General features: G+C 38.8%; 11 protein-coding genes and 3 pseudogenes. 8 read left to right on the top strand and 6 right to left on the bottom strand.

Going from position 1 to position 19634, the window contains the following annotated elements:
• Positions 1-58 precede the first annotated feature (58 nt).
• The 3 genes from G9U52_RS33865 (at position 59) to G9U52_RS33855 (ending at position 4251) form a co-directional block, all read left to right on the top strand.
• Positions 59-544, top strand: coding sequence for a hypothetical protein (locus G9U52_RS33865; RefSeq protein WP_166156241.1), 486 nt, complete (start codon positions 59-61; stop codon positions 542-544).
• A 493-nt stretch (positions 545-1037) separates the two neighbouring features.
• Positions 1038-1619 (top strand): hypothetical protein, encoded by a 582-nt coding sequence (locus G9U52_RS33860; protein WP_166156238.1) that lies wholly within the window; start codon positions 1038-1040, stop codon positions 1617-1619.
• 82 nt (positions 1620-1701) lie between these two features.
• Positions 1702-4251 (top strand): DEAD/DEAH box helicase, encoded by a 2550-nt coding sequence (locus G9U52_RS33855; RefSeq protein ID WP_166156235.1) that lies wholly within the window; start codon positions 1702-1704, stop codon positions 4249-4251.
• 856 nt (positions 4252-5107) lie between these two features.
• Here the strand turns inward: G9U52_RS33855 and G9U52_RS33850 are convergent.
• Positions 5108-5830: pseudogene (locus G9U52_RS33850) on the bottom strand (IS6 family transposase).
• 1189 nt (positions 5831-7019) lie between these two features.
• Positions 7020-7997 carry a tRNA dihydrouridine synthase gene (locus G9U52_RS33845; RefSeq protein WP_166156231.1) on the bottom strand — a complete coding sequence of 326 codons (978 nt, stop codon included), beginning with the start codon at positions 7995-7997 and terminating at the stop codon, positions 7020-7022.
• Positions 7998-8319: 322 nt separating this feature from the next.
• On the opposite strand from G9U52_RS33845, the pseudogene rlmD reads away from it, so the two are divergent.
• The 4 genes and pseudogenes from rlmD (at position 8320) to G9U52_RS33825 (ending at position 12863) form a co-directional block, all read left to right on the top strand.
• Positions 8320-9691: pseudogene (rlmD, locus tag G9U52_RS33840) on the top strand (23S rRNA (uracil(1939)-C(5))-methyltransferase RlmD).
• 274 nt (positions 9692-9965) lie between these two features.
• On the top strand, positions 9966-10940 hold the full coding sequence (locus G9U52_RS33835) for an ABC-three component system protein (protein ID WP_166156228.1): 975 nt from the start codon (positions 9966-9968) through the stop codon (positions 10938-10940).
• Positions 10924-11151 (top strand): ABC-three component system middle component 6, encoded by a 228-nt coding sequence (locus G9U52_RS33830; RefSeq protein ID WP_036651942.1) that lies wholly within the window; start codon positions 10924-10926, stop codon positions 11149-11151. The genes G9U52_RS33835 and G9U52_RS33830 overlap by 17 nt, the downstream gene beginning before the upstream one ends.
• Positions 11130-12863: a DUF2326 domain-containing protein gene (locus G9U52_RS33825; RefSeq protein WP_243767718.1), complete on the top strand. Its 1734-nt coding sequence runs from the start codon at positions 11130-11132 to the stop codon at positions 12861-12863. Before G9U52_RS33830 ends, G9U52_RS33825 begins: the two co-directional genes overlap by 22 nt.
• 604 nt (positions 12864-13467) lie before the next feature.
• On the opposite strand, the gene G9U52_RS41955 is transcribed toward G9U52_RS33825, so the two are convergent.
• The 4 genes and pseudogenes from G9U52_RS41955 to G9U52_RS39520 form a co-directional block, all read right to left on the bottom strand.
• Positions 13468-13899 carry a transposase gene (locus G9U52_RS41955; RefSeq protein WP_375790312.1) on the bottom strand — a complete coding sequence of 144 codons (432 nt, stop codon included), beginning with the start codon at positions 13897-13899 and terminating at the stop codon, positions 13468-13470.
• A 54-nt stretch (positions 13900-13953) separates the two neighbouring features.
• Positions 13954-15013 (bottom strand): annotated as a pseudogene (locus tag G9U52_RS33815) (IS110 family RNA-guided transposase); the annotation flags it as partial.
• Positions 15014-16042: 1029 nt separating this feature from the next.
• Complete coding sequence (locus G9U52_RS39525; protein ID WP_207953374.1) at positions 16043-16207, bottom strand: hypothetical protein; 165 nt, start codon at positions 16205-16207, stop codon at positions 16043-16045.
• A gap of 25 nt (positions 16208-16232) precedes the next feature.
• Entirely contained in the window at positions 16233-16484 is a 252-nt protein-coding gene (locus tag G9U52_RS39520) for a hypothetical protein (protein WP_207953373.1), read from the bottom strand.
• Between the two features lie 103 nt (positions 16485-16587).
• Between G9U52_RS39520 and G9U52_RS33805 the strand changes: the two genes are divergently transcribed.
• On the top strand, positions 16588-18897 hold the full coding sequence (locus G9U52_RS33805; RefSeq protein WP_166156224.1) for a stalk domain-containing protein: 2310 nt from the start codon (positions 16588-16590) through the stop codon (positions 18895-18897).
• Positions 18898-19634: the final 737 nt, after the last annotated feature.

Raw genomic sequence — 19634 nt, 5'->3', positions numbered from 1 at the left:
CATTTTCAAGAGTTATTACTGGAAAAATGTAATAACAACAAGAGGAAGGTGATCATAAATGAAGGCTACAATGAACGAATATAGTATCGTGAACAAGACAAGGATTGATTCGCCAAGTCAGAAGAATCCCACAGACGATGATCTGCAATTCTCATTCTTCTTGGGTGACTCCGATAAGATTAACGCTGGTATCGGAATAGACATTGATGACACATACAATTTCCACTTAACAGAGAGTGATACTCCAATTGAGCTTCCCGATACAGTAATGGAAGACGTTCAACACGAAGCTCCATCTACGTATAAAGTTGACAAAATAGAGATCATCACAGATTCCTGCAACCCAATAGAACCTGAACAAGGGCAAGTAGAACCAAGATTGCACATCTTTGCCGATGAGGATACCGATTCAGAATCAGTCTACCATCATATTGAGAAGGTAATAGAGAAGAGTGCCAAACTGTTCGCTGAAACCAGATCAGCAATAGATGATCGAATAATCAAAGTAGAAATGGAAAATGTTAAAGCATCATCATTTATCTAAGAAAAAATACAGATTGCGTTGGAAAAAGCACCTTCGGGTATATGTCGACCAGAGACCACCAATTGAAGTGAACTCATACCTAACAGATCCTAATTACGCTCCTAGCACAGGAACGCCCCACAAGTATAACCCTTCTAATATTGACTTGAAGGCGGCGTTAAGATTCATGTCGGTATGGGAGCATGTGATAACGGATGTGAATAACATCTTAGATCCTACAGGTAAACAGAAAAGTATTGAACTTGATGGTAAGAAGGCTTGTGATGTGTATGGATTCAAGTTTAGAGAAAATCGTAAACCATAAGTCCCTTCCGGGTTCCGCGGCTTCCGCTGTATGAGAAGTGAAGTTAGAAAATCAACGGATGCGGCTATCCTAAACAGGTACCCGCATTTTTATTTCCCGAGTGGGGATTTTGTCGATTCGTGCTTAAGGAGCAGGAGTTAAGCCCCTTGTTGGCGAATATTTACAAATGACATTGCTTGTGAATTCTACATGATGACATCGAAAGTACAATGCCCTCTTTGCGGCAACGAAGCAGTACTAAAAAGAGATGGTTCTGAGGTATATCAAATAACTTGTCCAAGTTGCGGTGAATTTCAGATCACCCAGGATTGTTTTGATGATTTACCTGCCGCGCGTAAACTTCAGCCGCAGTTGATGAAGGTGTCGGCATTTACCAGATCACGGACAATTAATAAGGAACCGGTAGTCACATTGTTCATAGGTAATCCAGGCGATTACCCTGAAGGGTATACAATTCCTCAAATCATTAACCAGTTCCCATCCATTCCAGATCGTAACTTGAAAGTCCTGGGTAATCTTCAAGGTCTTTCGACATTTTTTGGCGATCCAGTATTGATTGAAACAAAAGACTATCCTGTTTTCTATCCCGAGGTGAATCATGAAAGTCCGAGCTTAATGATGATGAGAACTCTAGTCGAGGAAGTACTCGTTTCAGGTGAGGTAAAATTCCCGACTCAGCTCACTGTTACGGCTAAAGGGGTTTCGATGTTAGGAGGTCAGTCATCACCAGTAGCACCTGCGACACCCATCAGAATTGTTGAAGTGTTATGAATCGACAACACAAACTAACAAATTTCGACATGGAGCTTAATATATAATGATGGGACTACAAAAATAGGAATGGAGAATCAGAATGAGTTTATTCAAAAGTAGGATCAGAGGTGGGAACGGCGGGGGACCAACGAAGCCTACAGACCCAACTGAGATTTTCAAGACTTTGATTCATCAGGAGGGGTATGACTACCTTCGGGATATTCAAAAAGACTTTTTAAAGTTGTGGCATAGCAAGCGCGAACAAGGGGATGTAGTTGGGATCTTAAATACAGGCGCGGGAAAAACCCTAATTGGTCAACTGATGCTTCTTTCTAAGATGAATGAAGGTGTCGGACCTGTAGTTTATCTCTGTCCTGACAAGCAACTCGTGGAACAAGCCATTGAACAGGCTGCCATACACAATATACCTGTAGTGACAATCAATCAGGAACCAGGTCAAGCAGCAGAGTTCCCGCATGAGTTCTTGAACCGAAAAGCTATTCTTATTACCACATTCGAGAGAATGTTTAATGGTCGCTCAATCTTTGGCGTCGATGGGTATGGGAATCGTCCAATTCAAGAGATCGGCGCGTTAGTTATTGATGATGCTCATAGTTGTATTAAGAAGGCTCGTCAGCAAAGTACGATTATTTTTGAGAGGGATCATCCTGCATACTCAAAATTGTATAAGCTATTCGAATCTTCAATTCGTGAGCAAGGTGAAGGGGCGCTAACTGCCATTAAGAATGGAGATACTACGGTTTCACGGATTGTTCCCTACTGGGTTTGGAGGCAGCATAAAGATGCGGTATTTAATATCCTTCAAAAGTTATATGCAGACAATGATGATTCTGTCTTTTTCTCTTGGGGTATTATTGGTGATGAATTGTCTAAGTGTCAATGTTATATAAGCGGTAGTCAAATTGAAATCACACCGCTTCAAATACCTGTGCAAAGAATCCCTTCATTTTTCAACGCCAAGCATAGGTTTATTTTGTCGGCAACATTTAATAACAGTACCGATCTGATAACGGAACTCGGGATTGAAAAGGATTCAGTTATAGCCCCATTAGAGGTTGATAACCAAGGGGACGCTGGAGAAAGGCTAATTATTGCGCCGAAAAGGTATTTTGCCGATTTGACAGACGAAATGATGCGACCGATTATCGCAAAATATGCTGAGAAGCATAATGTTGTGGTAATTGTGCCGAATGGTAACAAGGCAAAAGCATGGGCTAAATTTAAGCCGATTCTTGTCGACAAAGATAATATACTAGCCGCGACTCAAAAACTGAAGGATACCCAAGGTAATCTTATGGTATTCCTGAACAGATATGATGGGGTCGACTTGGCGGGAGATTCTTGTAGGATTCTAGTTCTTGATGGTAAACCGAGCGCGTATTCTGCAAGAGAACGGTATATCTCGATTGCTCGCGAGGGGTCACCTTTCTTAAATGCCCAAACTGCTCAGACAATTGAACAAGGGTTGGGCAGAGCAGTAAGGTCAGGCAGTGACCATTGTGCAGTTTTCATTCTAGACAATTCATTGCTCAACTTTATTGGGGTTGATGCGAATCGTTTCTTCTTTAATCCTGCTACAAGAGCGCAAATTGATTTTGGTCTTGAGTTGTTTGGTGATCACAAACCGACATCTTCGGAAGAGGCTTTGAAGGAGATTTATGGGGCGGTGGACGATTGTTTAGCTGGTGATCAGGAATGGCGACAGTTTCACAAGGATATGATTTTGAAAGCTGAACCAGACGATAAAAGCGGGACATCTCACCTGCTCGATATTGCCGAGACAGAGAGATTGGCGCTTAAAAAGTATCGTGACGATTTTTATGAAGATGCTTGTAGTGTGATCCGCGATATTATGAACACTCATAAAGATTCTATGAGCAATATCGATGAGGCTTATTATCTACAAATGGGGGCAACTTTAATAGATTCATTGAATCCAGTCGGAGCTGCTGACATGCAGGTAAAAGCCAAGAGCCTTTCTTCGAAAGTACTAAAACCGCAAGCTCATACCTACTCGAAGCTGACCAAGGTAAAAGGTCGGCAAGCTGATATTGTGGTTAAGTGGTTAGCTCAATACTCCACTGGAACAGATGTGGTTATTGCTATTGAGAACTTATATACAGATTTAATTTACTCCCCCGATGTTGATTCTCATGCATTTGAAAAGAGTGTTCATCAAATCGGTGAATTCCTCGGGTTTACTTCTCAGATGCCGGAGGAAGATGAGGGCGATGGTCCGGATAATCTATGGAGAATGGAAAACGGAGTCAATCTTATCATCGAGGCGAAAAATAATAGCACTAATGACAGAGTATCTAGATCAGAGATTGAGCAGTTACTTCATTCAATTCAATGGCATAGCGATAAATATGGCAGCGAACAGGAGTACATCCCTATTATGTTACATAGGGGCACAAAGTCATTTGAAAATGCCCATCCTTCAGATGATAGCAGAGTCATGCATGAAGCGTTGTTAAAACAACTGAAGGACGCCCTTTCGAATTTGGCTAAAGCCCTTTCCCAAAAGCCACCTAAATTTTGGTCGATTGCTGAGGTGCATACACTTCTTTCAACCAATGGTCTGTTATATAGTCAATTCGTAGATAAGTACACAATACCTCTACGATAAAGACTTCAGTCGTCCAGTTTTACTAGCGACTCCTTAAGCTGTCGAGAAATTCGGTAGCTTTTTCTTTTCTCATGGATAATGTACTAATGGTTGAGTGAAAGCATCTCAGGACTTTATTAAGCAATTGGAGTTATTGTATGAACAGTACGAGAAAGAAGTATCAGAAAAGTTGAAAGCAGGTAATCTTAAGGACACCACCGCCAAGACATACCTTAGCCACTCCAATAACTTTGTCAGATGGTGTCGAAATGATTTCGTACCAGAGACAGAAACCAGTAATGCAACCACGTTTAGCCGAGGTCGGCTAACAGCATGTTGTTAGCCCTGCAAAATCATCTGCAGGCTGCAAAACCATATGGTATTATGTGGAAAATACGACATATGAGGGTTATAAAATGTCTGTTCCTGACAAGAAAATCATCGTTAACAAATTAACTCAAAAATATGGCTGTTCCCTCTCAGCGATCAACAGGAAGCAAATTATGTTTCAAGGTGTTAGCGGTGAAAGCGGATCGTTCTCTGCACACCATCTTCCAAGCTCCATACTGATAATCTGATATTTGGTCCTCAAAAAACACAATATCATTCAGCTATCAGGACACTATAGTTGAATAACAAGGGTCAGTTTGCTTCAGCAAACTGTCCTTTGTTAATTACGTTTATTCTTCTAAGTGATAACTATATTCAATGGTTATGAGTATGGTACTGGAATTATCTTTTACTAAGAAATTGACAATTTGCCTTAACGTACCGTTCTCCAATGGTGCTTAATACTAATTCGTCATCATGAGATTGAATTATTGGTTGTGGTGCAAGAATTAAAAAAGATAGCAACTTCCCATTAAATTGTAATTAACTATGCCAAAATACCAAATATTTTATTAAGCCATTCAACAGCAGAGAGGACAGACGAATTATTTTCGGCCTGCCCTTTCCTAATCATATGCATGGCCTCGATTCCTTTTAATGTCTGTTCTGCAGTTAGAAATGATTTGAAACCGAGCATCGGTTTTGTGATTTTCTTAATGAATCGGTGATCTTGCTCCACAATGTTGTTTAGATATTTTGTCTGTCTAATCAAGGTTTCTTTTGGCAGTAATTTCCTCTTTATTAATACTTGTATGGCTGGTGGATAGGCTGGATTTTTATCCAAGGTGATGACACGTGGGATTTGATGATGTGGAGAGGACAAAGCCTTAGTAAAGAAACGCTTAGCCGCCGGTATATCCCGGTTTTCAGATAACATGAAATCAATGGTTTTCCCCATAGAATCAACGGCCCGATATAAATACTACCACTGTCCTTTGACTTTTATGTAGGTTTCGTCAGTCCTCCAAGAATCGTTTGTAGGTTTCAAAAAGGGACGGATTCGTTTGTCGATTTCGGGTCCAAATTCATGGACCCATCTCATGATCGTTGTATGTGAAATCTTTAATCCTCGCTCGCCCATCATTTCGACTATATCTCGATAGCTTAAACTATATTTCAAATACCACCTCACCGTTAGTAAGGTGATTGGCGATTCATATTGCTTCCATTTAAATAAATCCATTTTCGTTTCCAAAATAAGTTGCTCCATCCCATGACTTCATTATCAGTTACGTTATCATGAATTAGAGCTTTGCACCACAACCTAGATTTAGATGGCCTGCCTTGAGGGCAGGCCATATTCCATAATGGAATGGGAAGTTATTGGAATGGACGAGCTACCCAATCTGGTTGATAAAAACTACAAGTGATCAAGTCAACGATGGAACGAAATAAGAAATACCACAACTATCCGTTTACCACGAATTGTGACCACTATTATTCGCTCATATTATTACAAAACCGTCTGGATAACTGGGAAAGATTTTCGCAAATCATCCTAAGTTTTAAAAACAGTCGATGTACCCCCGTAAGTAAAAAGAGTGATATGTTCGAGAAAACGATAGCTATTGAAAGGTCTGGTATTCCTGGATTTATCACAAGAAAAACGGAAGCCGAAATGTTAGCCTACATAAAAGTACTAGAGTGGAAAATCGACGATTTACAAGGGATATGGTTAATGAATCCCACCTGATGGTTTAGCTTATGCCGTTATTTGGGCACGGTTTCCTGGAGTAAAGAAATTTGTTGGTTAGGAATGTACCGAAATTCGGAAGAAAGAAGATCATCGTAAAGTAGGATGAAGGAAAACTTGCATTCAATTAGATGAAGGGCGTTGGGAAATTAATGAAGCTAATATTCGCCTTACAATGAAATTTTATTTCACTTACTTAAAACTCGGAAGGATGAATTCTTACATAAAAATCGATAAAATTTATAAAAATTTTATGAAATATGACAAAATTATACAAAATTTTTAAGATGAATGTGATAATATGGTCTGAGCACAAATTATTACAAAAATAGGTAATCGTGGTTATAATTTGTGCTGAAATTATAGCCTACAAACGAACTTCTCTTTGTTCCCCAATGAATTAGCACTTTCAGTTAGCTTTTTGTGAATCGATGATGAGCGACCGCGCTTAAGCGGTAGATTTCATCGCCGATGGACCAGAAAAACGCTCCATGCAGTAATCAGGCTGAGAAGTCTGTAGCATCAAGAGTTTCCTTGAGAGGAAACTCCGTTTGACAACATAGTGCAAAAATGAGAGACCTTTCAAGAGTTCATTGAACTTTTGGGAGGTCTCTCATTATTTTTAATGATTTTGAATAAAACTATAATTCCTTAAAAAGACTTGTTTTTACAGCAAGTCTTTTTAATCATGCACAGGTGGGATGCTTCAATCTAATGCTTCATCTAAAACATTTTTTGCTAAACGACGTACTTCATCTGTTGACTTGGTATCCATTAATTGGTTTCTTAGTTCGCCTGCGCCTCTAAATTCACGAACATAGATTTTGAAAAAGCGAAGAAGTGGTTTAAATGGACGTGGTTCGGTTTCATTTGAATATTTATCGTGAAGATCTAACTGTAAAAGAAGTAAATTGAGAAATTCCTTCGCGCTATGTTCTTTAGGTTCTTTTTCAAAAGCAAATGGATTGGTGAAAATACCGCGGCCAATCATGACACCATCAACGCCGTATTGTTCTACTAATTTTAATCCTTTTGCGCGGTCAGGAATATCTCCATTAATGGTTAACAACGTATTTGGAGCAATTTCATCGCGTAATTTTTTTATTTCAGGGATTAGTTCCCAGTGTGCATCTACTTTACTCTTCTCTTTTTTTGTACGAAGGTGAATGGAAAGATTCGCAATATCTTGTTTCAATATATGTCCTAACCAATCGCGCCACTCGTTAATATCATGGTAACCCAATCTTGTTTTAACACTAACTGGTAATCCACCTACTTTTGCTGCTTGAATAATTTCTGCCGCAACTTCAGGATGTTGTATTAATCCAGCACCTTTTCCATTGGATGCGACGTTTTGTACTGGGCATCCCATGTTTAAATCGACACCACGAAAACCAAGTTTTTTCATATCAATACTCATCTGTTCAAAAAATGCAGGTTTATTGCCCCAAATATGAGCGACAATCGGTTGCTCATCATCTGTGAACGTTAATCGACCACGTACACTGTCTTTTCCTACAGGGTGACAATAACTTTCTGTATTTGTGAATTCCGTGAAAAATACGTCGGGTTTTGCAGCTTCACTAATGACGTGACGAAATACAACATCTGTGACATCTTCCATTGGTGCTAATATAAAAAACGGCTTTGGTAAATCAAGCCAAAAATTTTGTTCGTTACTCATATTATCTCCTCCTGTTGCAACATATAAAAACGATATAAGCTATAGCAAAGTCCTTTACCCATCATACAGAGTATCATTTTTTTTCGTTCCTTGCACAGAATCAATTGTGTAAGAGACAGACATCAATTAATGTAAAGAACATTTTTGGTGTCTGTCACCCATCACACTTCAAACTTGATGTTATTGAATTTGTATGAAGTGCATGCTCATTCTGCCCCATTTTCGTTATAATGATAAGGTATGTCTGTTTTGAAGAGGTACACAAGCATTGTGGGAACAATCCTTCAATACATGTATGGACTGTTGAAAGGGGAATCATTCCTTGACTAATATAAAAGAACAAACGCTCGTCGCTGAAATTGACCATTTAGATGAAAAAGGCAATGGAAAAGCTGTGATTTGGCGTGAGAGTGATAAAGGTTCCAATCCTAGAAAGCTGAAGCTAACGATTCCGCAGACGCTCATAGGGGAGTCAGTGCAGGTCGTCGTCGATGATCCCGATAAGAAACGAAGAAAAGTAATACCTGTAGAGATTCTAACTGCAAGCCACGAACGGACGGATGCGGCTTGTCCTCATTTTGAGCTTTGCGGAGGTTGTGTATGGCAACACTGGACGTATGAAGGTCAATTGAAGCATAAGACTAAGCATGTGAAGAACGCATTGAAACGTAAAGGATTAGATTTTGAACGATCGGTATGGACGACCCTTGGCATTACCGTAATAAGATGGAGTTCACTTTTTCCCCTGAAGGGCATATTGGAATGCATGAACAAGGGAATTTCCGTAAGATCATCCCACTGGAAACGTGTCTGATTGCAGGCCGGGCATGTTAGAAGTCGGCGAATGGGTAAAGGAGTTCGCCCTGAAAGGCTATGACAAAGATGCACATGATGGGCTTCTTCGTCATTTGATGGTGCGGGAATCGTTTGCGACCGGAGAAATGATGTTGGCATTGTTTGCTACGAAAACGCCTGACGGTGAATTGGCGTCTGCAGTTGAAAATCTTGTCGAGCGGATCACGAAGAAGTTCCCGAATGTGAAAAGCCTTCTTTGGCTTGTGAACACAGACTGGGCGGATCGCACACAATCCGAGGATACGCATCTGTTAACGGGGCGTGATTTCATTTATGATGAAATGGCAGGATATCGCTATCGTCTTTGGTTCGATACATTCTTCCAGACGAACCCTTTACAGGCCAAAAAGCTTGTGGACCTTGCGTTGGAAATGGGAAAACCAAAGGAAGACGAGAAAATGATCGACCTGTTTTGTGGTGTCGGCACGTTCTCATTACCGTTCGCGGCACTTGTGAAGGAATTGGCAGGAATCGAGATTGTCGAGACATCGATTGAATCCGCAAAACGGAATGCCATCGATAATGATTTGCATAACACGACATTCCTTGCCCGTGATGCACGAAGGGGACTAGATGAGATGCATGATCATTTCGGATTCGCAGATATTCTGTTGATAGACCCACCACGTAGCGGAGCTGGAGGGAAAGTGATGCGCCGCATTGTACGCTCCAAACCAAAACGGATCGTCTATGTATCATGCAATCCTGACACATTCGCAACTGACGTAACTGAATTGCTGCCATTCGGCTACACGCTTCAAACCGTGCAACCTGTCGACCTGTTCCCGCATACCGTGCATGTGGAGGCCGTAGTAGGAATGCAACGAATAGATACGTAGAAATCCTTTGTTTTCAACACTTTGCGCCGTTTACGACATTTACGAAGGATGGCGCAGATTTCAAAAATAAGGTGCTTAAGGACGAAATCGAGGTTTCGGTCGTGCTGGACCTTGGTTTTGACGTCGAGTGTGTAGACATGTAGTAAAGTGTGTGGAGCGTCTTTAATTAGACGCTTTTTTTAATGGACTTCAATGGGAGAGGAATTTCCAATGATTTGTCGAATAGTCAATGAACGTGGTTTAAATCATTTTTGAATAGGGGTATGTATGGCTAATGAATCGAAGTAAATACTTCAATTATATAGAAGAAAAGCTGGAAGTTTTGGCAAGACGAATTGAAAAACGAGGAAAGATCAATTTATTGGATTTGAATATATATTCAGAGACGTTTTTTGCTGAATTAATGAATTTATTGTTTGGACTTACGTTGGTTAATATGAATATACTTAAACAGAATGTTGAAGGTATTGATTTGGTGGATGTAAACCACAAAGTTGTTGCTCAAGTATCTTCAACCTGTACAAAACAAAAAATTGAAGGCTCGTTAAATAAGGATATATTCCGTAGGTATTCAGGTTACCGTTTCATTTTTGTTTCAATTGCTAAGGATGCAACCAAACTTCGGGATATGAGTTTTATTAATCCACATAATGCTGCTTTTTCTCCCACGGATGACATTGTGGATATAAACACATTATTAAATGTTATACTGAGCATGGAAATCGACAAACAGCGTGAGGTATTTGAGTTTGTTAAAAAGGAACTTGGAAATGATGTTGATCTACTTAAAGTAGATACGAATCTTGCGACCATCATAAACATACTTGCAAATGAGAATCTTGCTAACTGTATTGAATCGCCAGAGATTAATTCCTTTGAGATTGATAAGAAAATAACCTTCAATGATTTATCGGATGTCAAAGACACAATTGATGATTACAAGATATTTTACCAAAAGTTAGATGAAAAATATGCTGAGTTTGATAGGGAAGGCTCGAATAAAAGCTTTTCCGTTTTTCAAATTATCAAAAAGCAGTATACAATGCATCAACATGAAAAAGCTAACTCTAAAGAACTTTTCTACAGTATAATTGATAACATAACCAAGATAATTATCGAGAGCAAAAATTATATTGAAATTCCGTATGAAGAATTGGAGCTCTGCGTCTGTATTTTAGTCGTAGATGCTTTTATACGATGCAAAATTTTTAAGAATCCGGAGGGATATAGCCATGTTATTGCCGGATAATATACATCCACAGCTTAGCATTTACTATAATGGATCTTTAGTTTTGAAAGAACTTAAACAACATGCCAAACAACAAGTGTTTGATCTGTATCAAAGGATTAAAAGCCAATATAACATGTCTTTTCCCACTTTCATGCTTTGTTTAGATTGGCTTTACCTAATTGATTCTGCAAAGATAGACGATGATGGATGGGTGGAATTATGTTCATAAAAACACTGAAAATAACGAGTCGTACAGGGACAATAAGGGAGCTGACTTTTCAATCCGGTTTGAACCTAATCATTGACGTAACACCATCCAATGATGATAAATCTACTGGGAATAATGTGGGGAAAACAACAGTATTAAAGCTAATTGACTTTTGTTTAGGGTCTAACGCTTCAATAATATATTCTGATACAGAGAATAAAAAGGAAGTCTATGAGTTGGTTAAAGATTTTCTTGTAACCGAAGAAGTATTGATTACTCTTATTCTTGTTGAGGATTTATCAGATGAGGCATCAGATGAAGTAGTAATTGAACGCAATTTTCTGCCAAGAAAAAAGAACATTAGGAAAATTAATGGGAAGTCAATACTTGATAAGGATTTTGAAGACGAGTTACAAGGGCTTCTTTTTCCCGACCATAAGGCTGAGAAACCCACATTCAGACAGATCATCTCTCACAATATTAGATACAAGGATGAGAATATAAGTAATACACTTAAGACTTTGGACAAGTATACCTCTGATGTGGAATATGAGACTTTATATTTGTTCTTATTAGGTTGTGACTTTGATGAAGGGGCAAAGAAGCAAGCATTAGTGGCAAAAATAAAACAAGAAGAAGCCTTCAAGGAAAGACTGGAAAAAAAGCAAACAAAAATAGCTTATGAAATTGCTTTAGAAATGATTGAAGCAGAAATAGCTCAATTAAATGAGAAAAAATCAAATTTCAATTTAAACGAAAATTTTGAAAATCAGTTAGATCAACTTAACTTCGTAAAATTTCAAATAAATAAAAGTAGTTCAAACATAAGTAAAATGAAAATTAGAAAGAACCTCATAGAAGAGGCCAAAAAAGAGATTGAAAATAGCAAAGCTAATATTGACTTGAAGCAATTGGAAGTACTGTATGCTGAGGCTAATGCAAATATTTCTAACTTACAAAAGACCTTTGAAGATTTAGTAGCGTACCACAACAATATGGTTGTAGAAAAAATTAAGTTTATAACTGCTGATTTACCTTCTTTAACTGTAAAAATTGAGACTGAAGAAAAGAACTTAAATACATTGTTATCTCAGGAGAAAGAGTTGGCAATGACTATATCTAAAGGTGACTCCTTTGAGGAGTTAGAAAAGATTATAACTGAGTTGAATGATAAGTATCGAATTAAGGGTGAATATGAGAGTATTATCTCGCAATTAGTTGAAGTAGAGAAAAACATTAGTGAAATTGATGCTCAAATTAAAGTAATTGATGATGTTTTATTTTCAGGAAGTTTTGAAGAAAAGTTAAAAGGCCAAATTCATAAGTTTAATAAACATTTTTCTGAAATTTCTTTTGAATTGTATGGTGAGAAGTATGCATTGAAGTATGATAAAGTTATTCATAAAAAGAGCCAGCAGCAAATATATAAATTCAGCGCATTCAATGCTAATTTAAGCTCAGGCAAAAAACAAGGTGAAATTTTATGCTTTGATCTTGCAGCTATATTATTTGCTGATGAGGAAAAAATACCGAGTTTGCACTTCCTACTAAATGACAAAAAAGAATTAATGCATGATAATCAACTGATTAAAGTTGCAGATTATGTAAGTAAAGAAAATATTCAATTAGTGGTTTCTATTCTGAAGGATAAGTTGCCTGTAAGCCTACTTGATAAAGCCCATATTGTTGTTGAATTATCTCAAGAAAGTAAATTATTTAAAATAGAAGAGTAATTAAAATACTGTTTAGGAATTAGTGGGGTTATTTAAAAGGTGATTTAATTCTCTTATGAAAGTTACAATTTCAAGTGTGTATTTTTATACATTTTCATACAAAGGCCGAAAAACTTTTTTCTAATGAATTAAGGAACAAACCATCTTTTTCTCTTGATCAATCGCAAAATTCTAATAAATTATGGAACAACTAAAACGGAGTTATGCGGGTTCGCAGCTCCGTTTTTCTAATCAATTATGGAATATCACAGAACAACAATATCCAGGTAGTTTCGTCAGCAGTACAAGGAGGTGCCTGTTGCAAGCAGATGAAAGCTAGCTATAGCAGTATCACACTCACCTGGATCTCACGGACGAGCCAGCCCTCTTGAAGTCGAAAAATACGTACGTAAAACAAATTCTGATATCAATATTCCTTTTCTTGCTTTCCATAGCTTAGACGAAGATGAAGAAATTAAACTGTTCGATACAATCAATACGAAAGCAAAGGGAATAGGCACTTCTTTGAGTAAATTTCCCCGCCGCGATTCGGATGATATCAGTTGGATGGCCACAGAGATGATGACAAAAAGAGAAAGCCCGTTTAACTTGATAGGAAGTATTATTAGAAAACGTAGCAAAGGTATGCATGTGACACTGCAGAATTTTTATAAAACGAATTATCAGACCTGTTGATTAACCAAATTATGTAACTCAAATAACCACAAGATAGTTGTGTGTTTGAACCCATAGCTGAATTTTCGCAATCCCATACAGATGGTAGTCTATTAAGAACGAGCAAACGTGAAAATTGGATAAAAGAGAGTTTCGTATGAAGAGGGATTCTTGCGTTTGAAGCGTCAAACAGCCATTTAAGCAAAACGTAGACTATTAAAACTGCAAACCAAAGTGGGAAATTCAGATGCTGCTTAATCCAGCGGAAAAACACCTCGATCTGCCAACGAGCTTTGTACATCTGTGCAATTTGCTCGGCGGTGACTTGCATCAAGTCCGTAACGACTCGGATTTCTCGACCTTCAAAGTCCTGAAAGATCACTACGCGGTGGCGTTCCAAGATGGCAAGTGATATCACGAGCAACGGGTCGAAATCCCGAGCATCGCGTATCCCACATCTTACGGCCATGTATAAAGCGTGTCTTAAGCTGCTAGATCCTCTTTTGGTAATGCGGTTAACTGAAGCTGTAAATTTGCCAGAGGCATATACGCTAGGGTCTACTCCAGCAAATGCGACTAGCTTTTTGGGGTGATTAAACCGATCGATCTCACCGATTTCGGAGATAATCGTTGCCGCGATTTTTTCTCCTATACCAGGGATAGATTGGAGAATCGTATATTCTTCCATTTCTTGGGCAAGGGCATCTATTTCGGCATCCAACTTGGATAGGTGCTCTTGGTATTGAAGGATTAACGTGATCAGTACCTCAAGATTAAAGATATGGCTTTGAAATAAGTTGTTCTGAAATGGGTTTCGGGATGCGGCATCTCTTAGCTTTTGCGCCCGTTCCTTCGCCCATTTATCAGAACGACTTTTACATAGCGAAGCTATTTCATCCACCAATGTACATTCGCTGATGCTTAAAACCGACTTCGATGTTGGGATGTAATAGGGTTTGCAAGGACACTTTGGAATATAAGTCACCAAACACACCTACATATTCAGGAAATATTTGATCTAACACGGAATGAAGCTGTAATTTTGTTTGTGCGGATACTCCTGAAATGCTCTCGTGCAGTCTTGTTAGATTACGAAGGTTTAAGCGTTGGATTCCCCTTTTTTTATAAGGCTCTAGTTCTTCTTTATAATAAAGTTCACATAGATGAAAGGCATCAATGGCATCGGTTTTAACCTTCCGTAAGCTTGAACTTTTAGCTCGATAAGCAATAAGTGGATTGACGATAATATACACATATTGATGCTCCTCTAAAAATTGAACAACAGGAGTATGGTAGTGTCCCGTTGATTCCAAAATAACTGTAGGCTTTTTACCCGTCAGGGTCTCAATTTCTTTTAAGAACTTTAGAAAAACAGTATTAAATTCCTCAACATTATGAAGGACACTAAAACTTTTACGATAAGGCTTTCGTTTATCCAAAAATGCTTGAACTTGACTTTCCCCTTTGGCTACATCCAGACCAACGACTGGATTCATACGAATTCTCCTCCTACATCATACTTAATTGTCGGTATCCCCTAAGGCTTCTTGTAATGTCATAGGTTCGCTTGTTAAACGGGATCTGGTCCCAACCAGCCTGAAACATGTTTATACAAGTAGGGGGTGAACAGTTTAGCTGACGGGATCAAGTCCCACGGGCACACCGTTCTACCCCGACTACCGTAATAATAAGACCCTATGAAAAAAGGTCAACCAGAAATATCTGGCTAACCTTATATTACGAACGGAGCACGATAGCTGAATAAAGGGTATTTGAAAAAAACATCCGCTTTTGTGTGAATGTCCATCAACAAAACCTCTCCAGAAGCATAAAAAAGGCCCTACAAACCATTTTCTTTTTCTTGGTCTTAACTTCGCAAGAAAGGGAGAGTGGTAAATAGAACCTTTCTGTTTGTTTGATGCGTTATCGTTTTTTTTATAGACGGTTAACATCATCACAAAATAATAGTTTAAGATCATTCGCGGTGAAACATATCACAAATGAGGCGAATTTTTGGGTATGAAGCCTTATGGGGCGTGAAAAGTTGCCTCGGCGGGCGGGGTGGGGGAAGGTCGTGCCTTGGTTCAAAAACCTCGGCAAGCGGGCTCTTAGAGTCTAGAACAGCATCACCACCTTGTTGGGGTGTGGCAAGAGATGGGCAAAATTGAAAGCTATAATTTTATGGTTCAGTAAGATTTTGACCAATAGGGTCTTCAACAAATAAATCAATGATTTTAAACAAATAACATTTTATGATTACAAACCAAATTCAACATATCTTGAAATCCTACCAGGGCAAATTTATAAGTCTAGCTTCGAAATGAAATGCCCAACAGATTATGTAGATTTATGGTATGGCTTTAATACTGACATTTTTTAAATAAAGTTCTTTTTTATAATCAACATACGCTTCGCCCTGATATTCCACCACAATAAGTTATGGTTAATGCTACCTTTGAGCTTACTCGGTTAATACAAGGTATTATAGGTTCGCCAAGACCATGGTTTATTAATGAACATTTTACTTACTGACGGTACCAATTTAGGCTGCCTCCCCCAAACATCCTAAGCATCGCCCGTCGCTGAATTGTGGATTTGCCCAGCCAAGCCTCGTCTCCATATGCTAAATCCACAATATGGAGCTTGAATATAACTTCTACATGCTTTTCGTAGACGATTACCTTTTCCACATAGTTGCCGATGAACTTCTTGATTTCAGGAAGATCGTTGTTTGCTAGCTAGATGGGCTCCGAACTGAGAAAGCAGTTGTCGCAGAGTTTCCTCTGTAATGGCTGCTTTTTCTTTTATCACCTCGGCTTTGAGCAGTTGCACTGCTTGATTAAACGTTTTTCTTTGGAAGCCCTCGGAGGCAATAACATCAACAAATTCGTAATCTTGAATTGTAATTTCTTTACCAGTATTATTTGTAAATTCTAATTGTACTATATGTTTAATAGATTCCTCCATTATGTGGCATTAATCAATGGTATGGTAAAAACTGTTTTGTTAATATTATCCTCCCATGGTATCATGTTGTGATCAATTTTTACATAAAAGGGAGTGTGTTGTAATGAAGTTGAACAAATTTTTATGCACGACATTAATCGCTGCTACTTTCGTTGGAACAGGGGGTAGCGCAATTGGTTCAAATATAGCTTACGCAGAAACGGGAACATTGGTTTCTAATAGCGTGGAATCATTATCTACTGATCATATTCTCAATATTCTTAAAGACGGTGATGGCACAACCACAAAATTCAAATATGACACCAAGCATGTAATCGAGCCTGGGACAATTCGTGTTTTTGTTAATGCAATTGAAACTAAAGAATTCGATGTAGACTACAAGAATAGAATCATATTCTTCCCGAAAGCCCCTGATATTGGGAGTGAGATTCATCTTGAATATCCTATTAGCGATTTTATCGACCCATCTAACGATCCTAGCAGTTCACCAGGCACAATTACTGTATCTGAAGCTGGAACAATCTCAATTAATATTACACCTAAAACAACTTACAAAACTCTGACCTACTACTTGATCATTTTGAATAGCGACCAGAAACAAATTAAAAAACTAACACTAAATGCTCAAAATCCTGTCGTATCTTCCAGCACATTAAACTCATTACCAAGCGGCACTTATACAATGTATATTCAAATGGTCAGCGGCCAAACGACTCTAAATTCAAAAGCAATTTCTTGGACACCGCCTACCCAATCGACCGAGGCAACGCCAATAAGCACGGCTACGTTCCCTGGCTCAGTGTCTGTGTCGTCTACTGGAACCATTTCCATCACTATTCGTGTTACATCCAGCGATGCATCACAGTATTATTTGGTCGTCAAGAACGTTAATGGCGACATTATCAACACATTACCCGTTGATCCACAAAACCCAAAAATTTCTTTGAATTATAGCTCGGTGCCCGCAGGCACGTATACATTACTATTAAAGCAAGTGAATGGTACATCCACGATTTATTCAAATCCGACGACATGGAAGGTTCCTGCCAAACCTACGGAAACAACGTCAACAGACAGCAACGCATCAACATTCAAATTCCAGTTGCTATCCGGAAGTAAATTCCCAGGGTCGGTTACTACAAAATCCGATGGTACATTCACCATAAATATAACTACCCGTACCATTCCGCCTACGTCAACTTTTTATCTTGTTGTAAAAAATACGCAAAATTCTGTAATTAAGCGAATCGTATTCAACCCTGCAAAACCTTATACCAATTCATGGACAAATTTAAAGCTAACGACCGGCGGATACTACTATTACATTAAAGTTGTCAGTGAATCTGGCGATTTCGCAACATCAGAACCACAATTTTTGCCAATAAATACGAACGGTGCATCCATTCCGCAAGTATTTATTAGTGGACAAAGTCAAATTTACGAACAAGCACCTATCAACCAGAACGGTAATATGCTTGTCCCGCTCCGAGCCATTTTTGAAGCTCTCGGTGCAACGGTAAGTTGGGATCAAAACACTCAAACCGTTACAGCTACAAAAGGAACCATCATGATTGTATTAACTATTGGATCAAAAACAGCCACAGTCAATGGCAAAACCGTCATATTGAACGTTCCGGGTCAACTGATTAATGGATACACGATGGTTCCGATTCGTTTTGTTAGCGAATCATTGGGAGCCAATGTAAAATGGGATAGCACGTCATCTTCTGTCGTCATTACTACAGATGACAATAACGGTCAACCGCCTGTAGATGCCGATGCAAGCATTCCTTCACCCGAACAAGTGACACAGCCAGGAGCTCCAGACACATCGCCAATCTTGACCAATATATCTAAAGATATTGCAAGTCCTACTGATCTTGTCTTTGTAATCGATGTCACGCTTAGTATGACAGATGAAATCGATTATGTAAGAGAAACAGTCAAAAATTTCGTTGATGCTATGCCGCAAGGCTCGCGCTTTGCTGTCATTGCCTTCCGCGATATTAATTTTAAGAAAACGCAAGATTTTCAATACTTTGATTTTACTTCCGACAAAGATGTGCTGAAAGAGAATATTATGGGGTTGACCACTGCTTCCGGAGGAATCACTGACGAGGAGTCCGGATTAGAGGCGATTCACATGGCTGTAGACAAACTAACTGGCAGCAGCAATGCGAAAAGAGTTATTTTCATCACTGATGCACCGGTTCACGATAAAAATATGGAACCTGGCACCACCATTTATTCCATAGCTGATCTTAATAGCGAATTGCAATCCAATCAAGTGACGCTTGATGCCATTGGTCCTTCGAGTGGAAAAGGATATGACCAAATAAAACCGCTTGTAGACGATAACAAAGGAAACTATTTCAACATCGAAGATGCCAATATTAATCTCTTGACCCAGTAAACGATGCAATAGTGAAACTCAAGTTATGAAAACAGCCGCCCTTGTAAGTAGATTGTTCTACTTCAAGGGTGGCTGTTCTGTGTACAGGGTGATGATGCGGTTAAAAGTAAGCAACCCCCGTCCGAAATGGAAAGAGGTTGCTTATTTGATGTTTAGACAAGTATGAAATTCGTTTGGGGTACCAATTGTCGTCAGTCTGAAGGGCAGAAGTTTAACCGTCTGATAAGTCTGATAACTGCTTGTATTTCCAAAGTTACTATCACCTATGGCGATCCGACTTCATTAGTCTAACGGAGCTAACTTGATATTCTTTTTAAAGGAAAAATAAGTTAAAAAATTAGCTAAACAATCCGCTGCTGAAGCCACTGGTGTTGAAGATATTGTTTCGAAAATTATCTGTTTCTACTTTGCTAGAATCCAAGTGTCAATCTTTAAAGTTTAGTGAGAATGGTGCGAATCAACATTCATTTGCGTTTAAGCAATTCGGCAATAATTTGTATCTTTCCTGCAAACATTTCAACCCATTAGATTTTCACAATTGGATATTTACGCGGCGGCGAATTGTGGATTTGGCACACCACGGTTCGTCATGATGAACCTCTGTCCCAACTGTATCTGTTAACTTAAAAGTAGGCCAGCGGAGTCATTGAAAAACCAGCCACAACCGATAAACCAACTTGTAGAACGTAGACAGGTTGGGGGCAGGAGAGAATGATCCAAATGAACATCATGCAACA

Origin of the sequence: Paenibacillus agricola (assembly GCF_011440305.1) — a bacterium.
Classification (GTDB): domain Bacteria; phylum Bacillota; class Bacilli; order Paenibacillales; family NBRC-103111; genus Paenibacillus_S; species Paenibacillus_S agricola.
This window is presented reverse-complemented; position numbering and strand designations above follow the sequence as displayed.

Coding starts and splice junctions, on each gene's coding strand:
- G9U52_RS33865 (WP_166156241.1), top strand. CDS start 59: ATGAAGGCTACAATGAACGAATATAGTATCGTGAACAAGACAAGGATT.
- G9U52_RS33860 (WP_166156238.1), top strand. CDS start 1,038: ATGATGACATCGAAAGTACAATGCCCTCTTTGCGGCAACGAAGCAGTA.
- G9U52_RS33855 (WP_166156235.1), top strand. CDS start 1,702: ATGAGTTTATTCAAAAGTAGGATCAGAGGTGGGAACGGCGGGGGACCA.
- G9U52_RS33845 (WP_166156231.1), bottom strand. CDS start 7,997: ATGAGTAACGAACAAAATTTTTGGCTTGATTTACCAAAGCCGTTTTTT.
- G9U52_RS33835 (WP_166156228.1), top strand. CDS start 9,966: ATGAATCGAAGTAAATACTTCAATTATATAGAAGAAAAGCTGGAAGTT.
- G9U52_RS33830 (WP_036651942.1), top strand. CDS start 10,924: ATGTTATTGCCGGATAATATACATCCACAGCTTAGCATTTACTATAAT.
- G9U52_RS33825 (WP_243767718.1), top strand. CDS start 11,130: ATGGGTGGAATTATGTTCATAAAAACACTGAAAATAACGAGTCGTACA.
- G9U52_RS39520 (WP_207953373.1), bottom strand. CDS start 16,484: ATGGAGGAATCTATTAAACATATAGTACAATTAGAATTTACAAATAAT.
- G9U52_RS33805 (WP_166156224.1), top strand. CDS start 16,588: ATGAAGTTGAACAAATTTTTATGCACGACATTAATCGCTGCTACTTTC.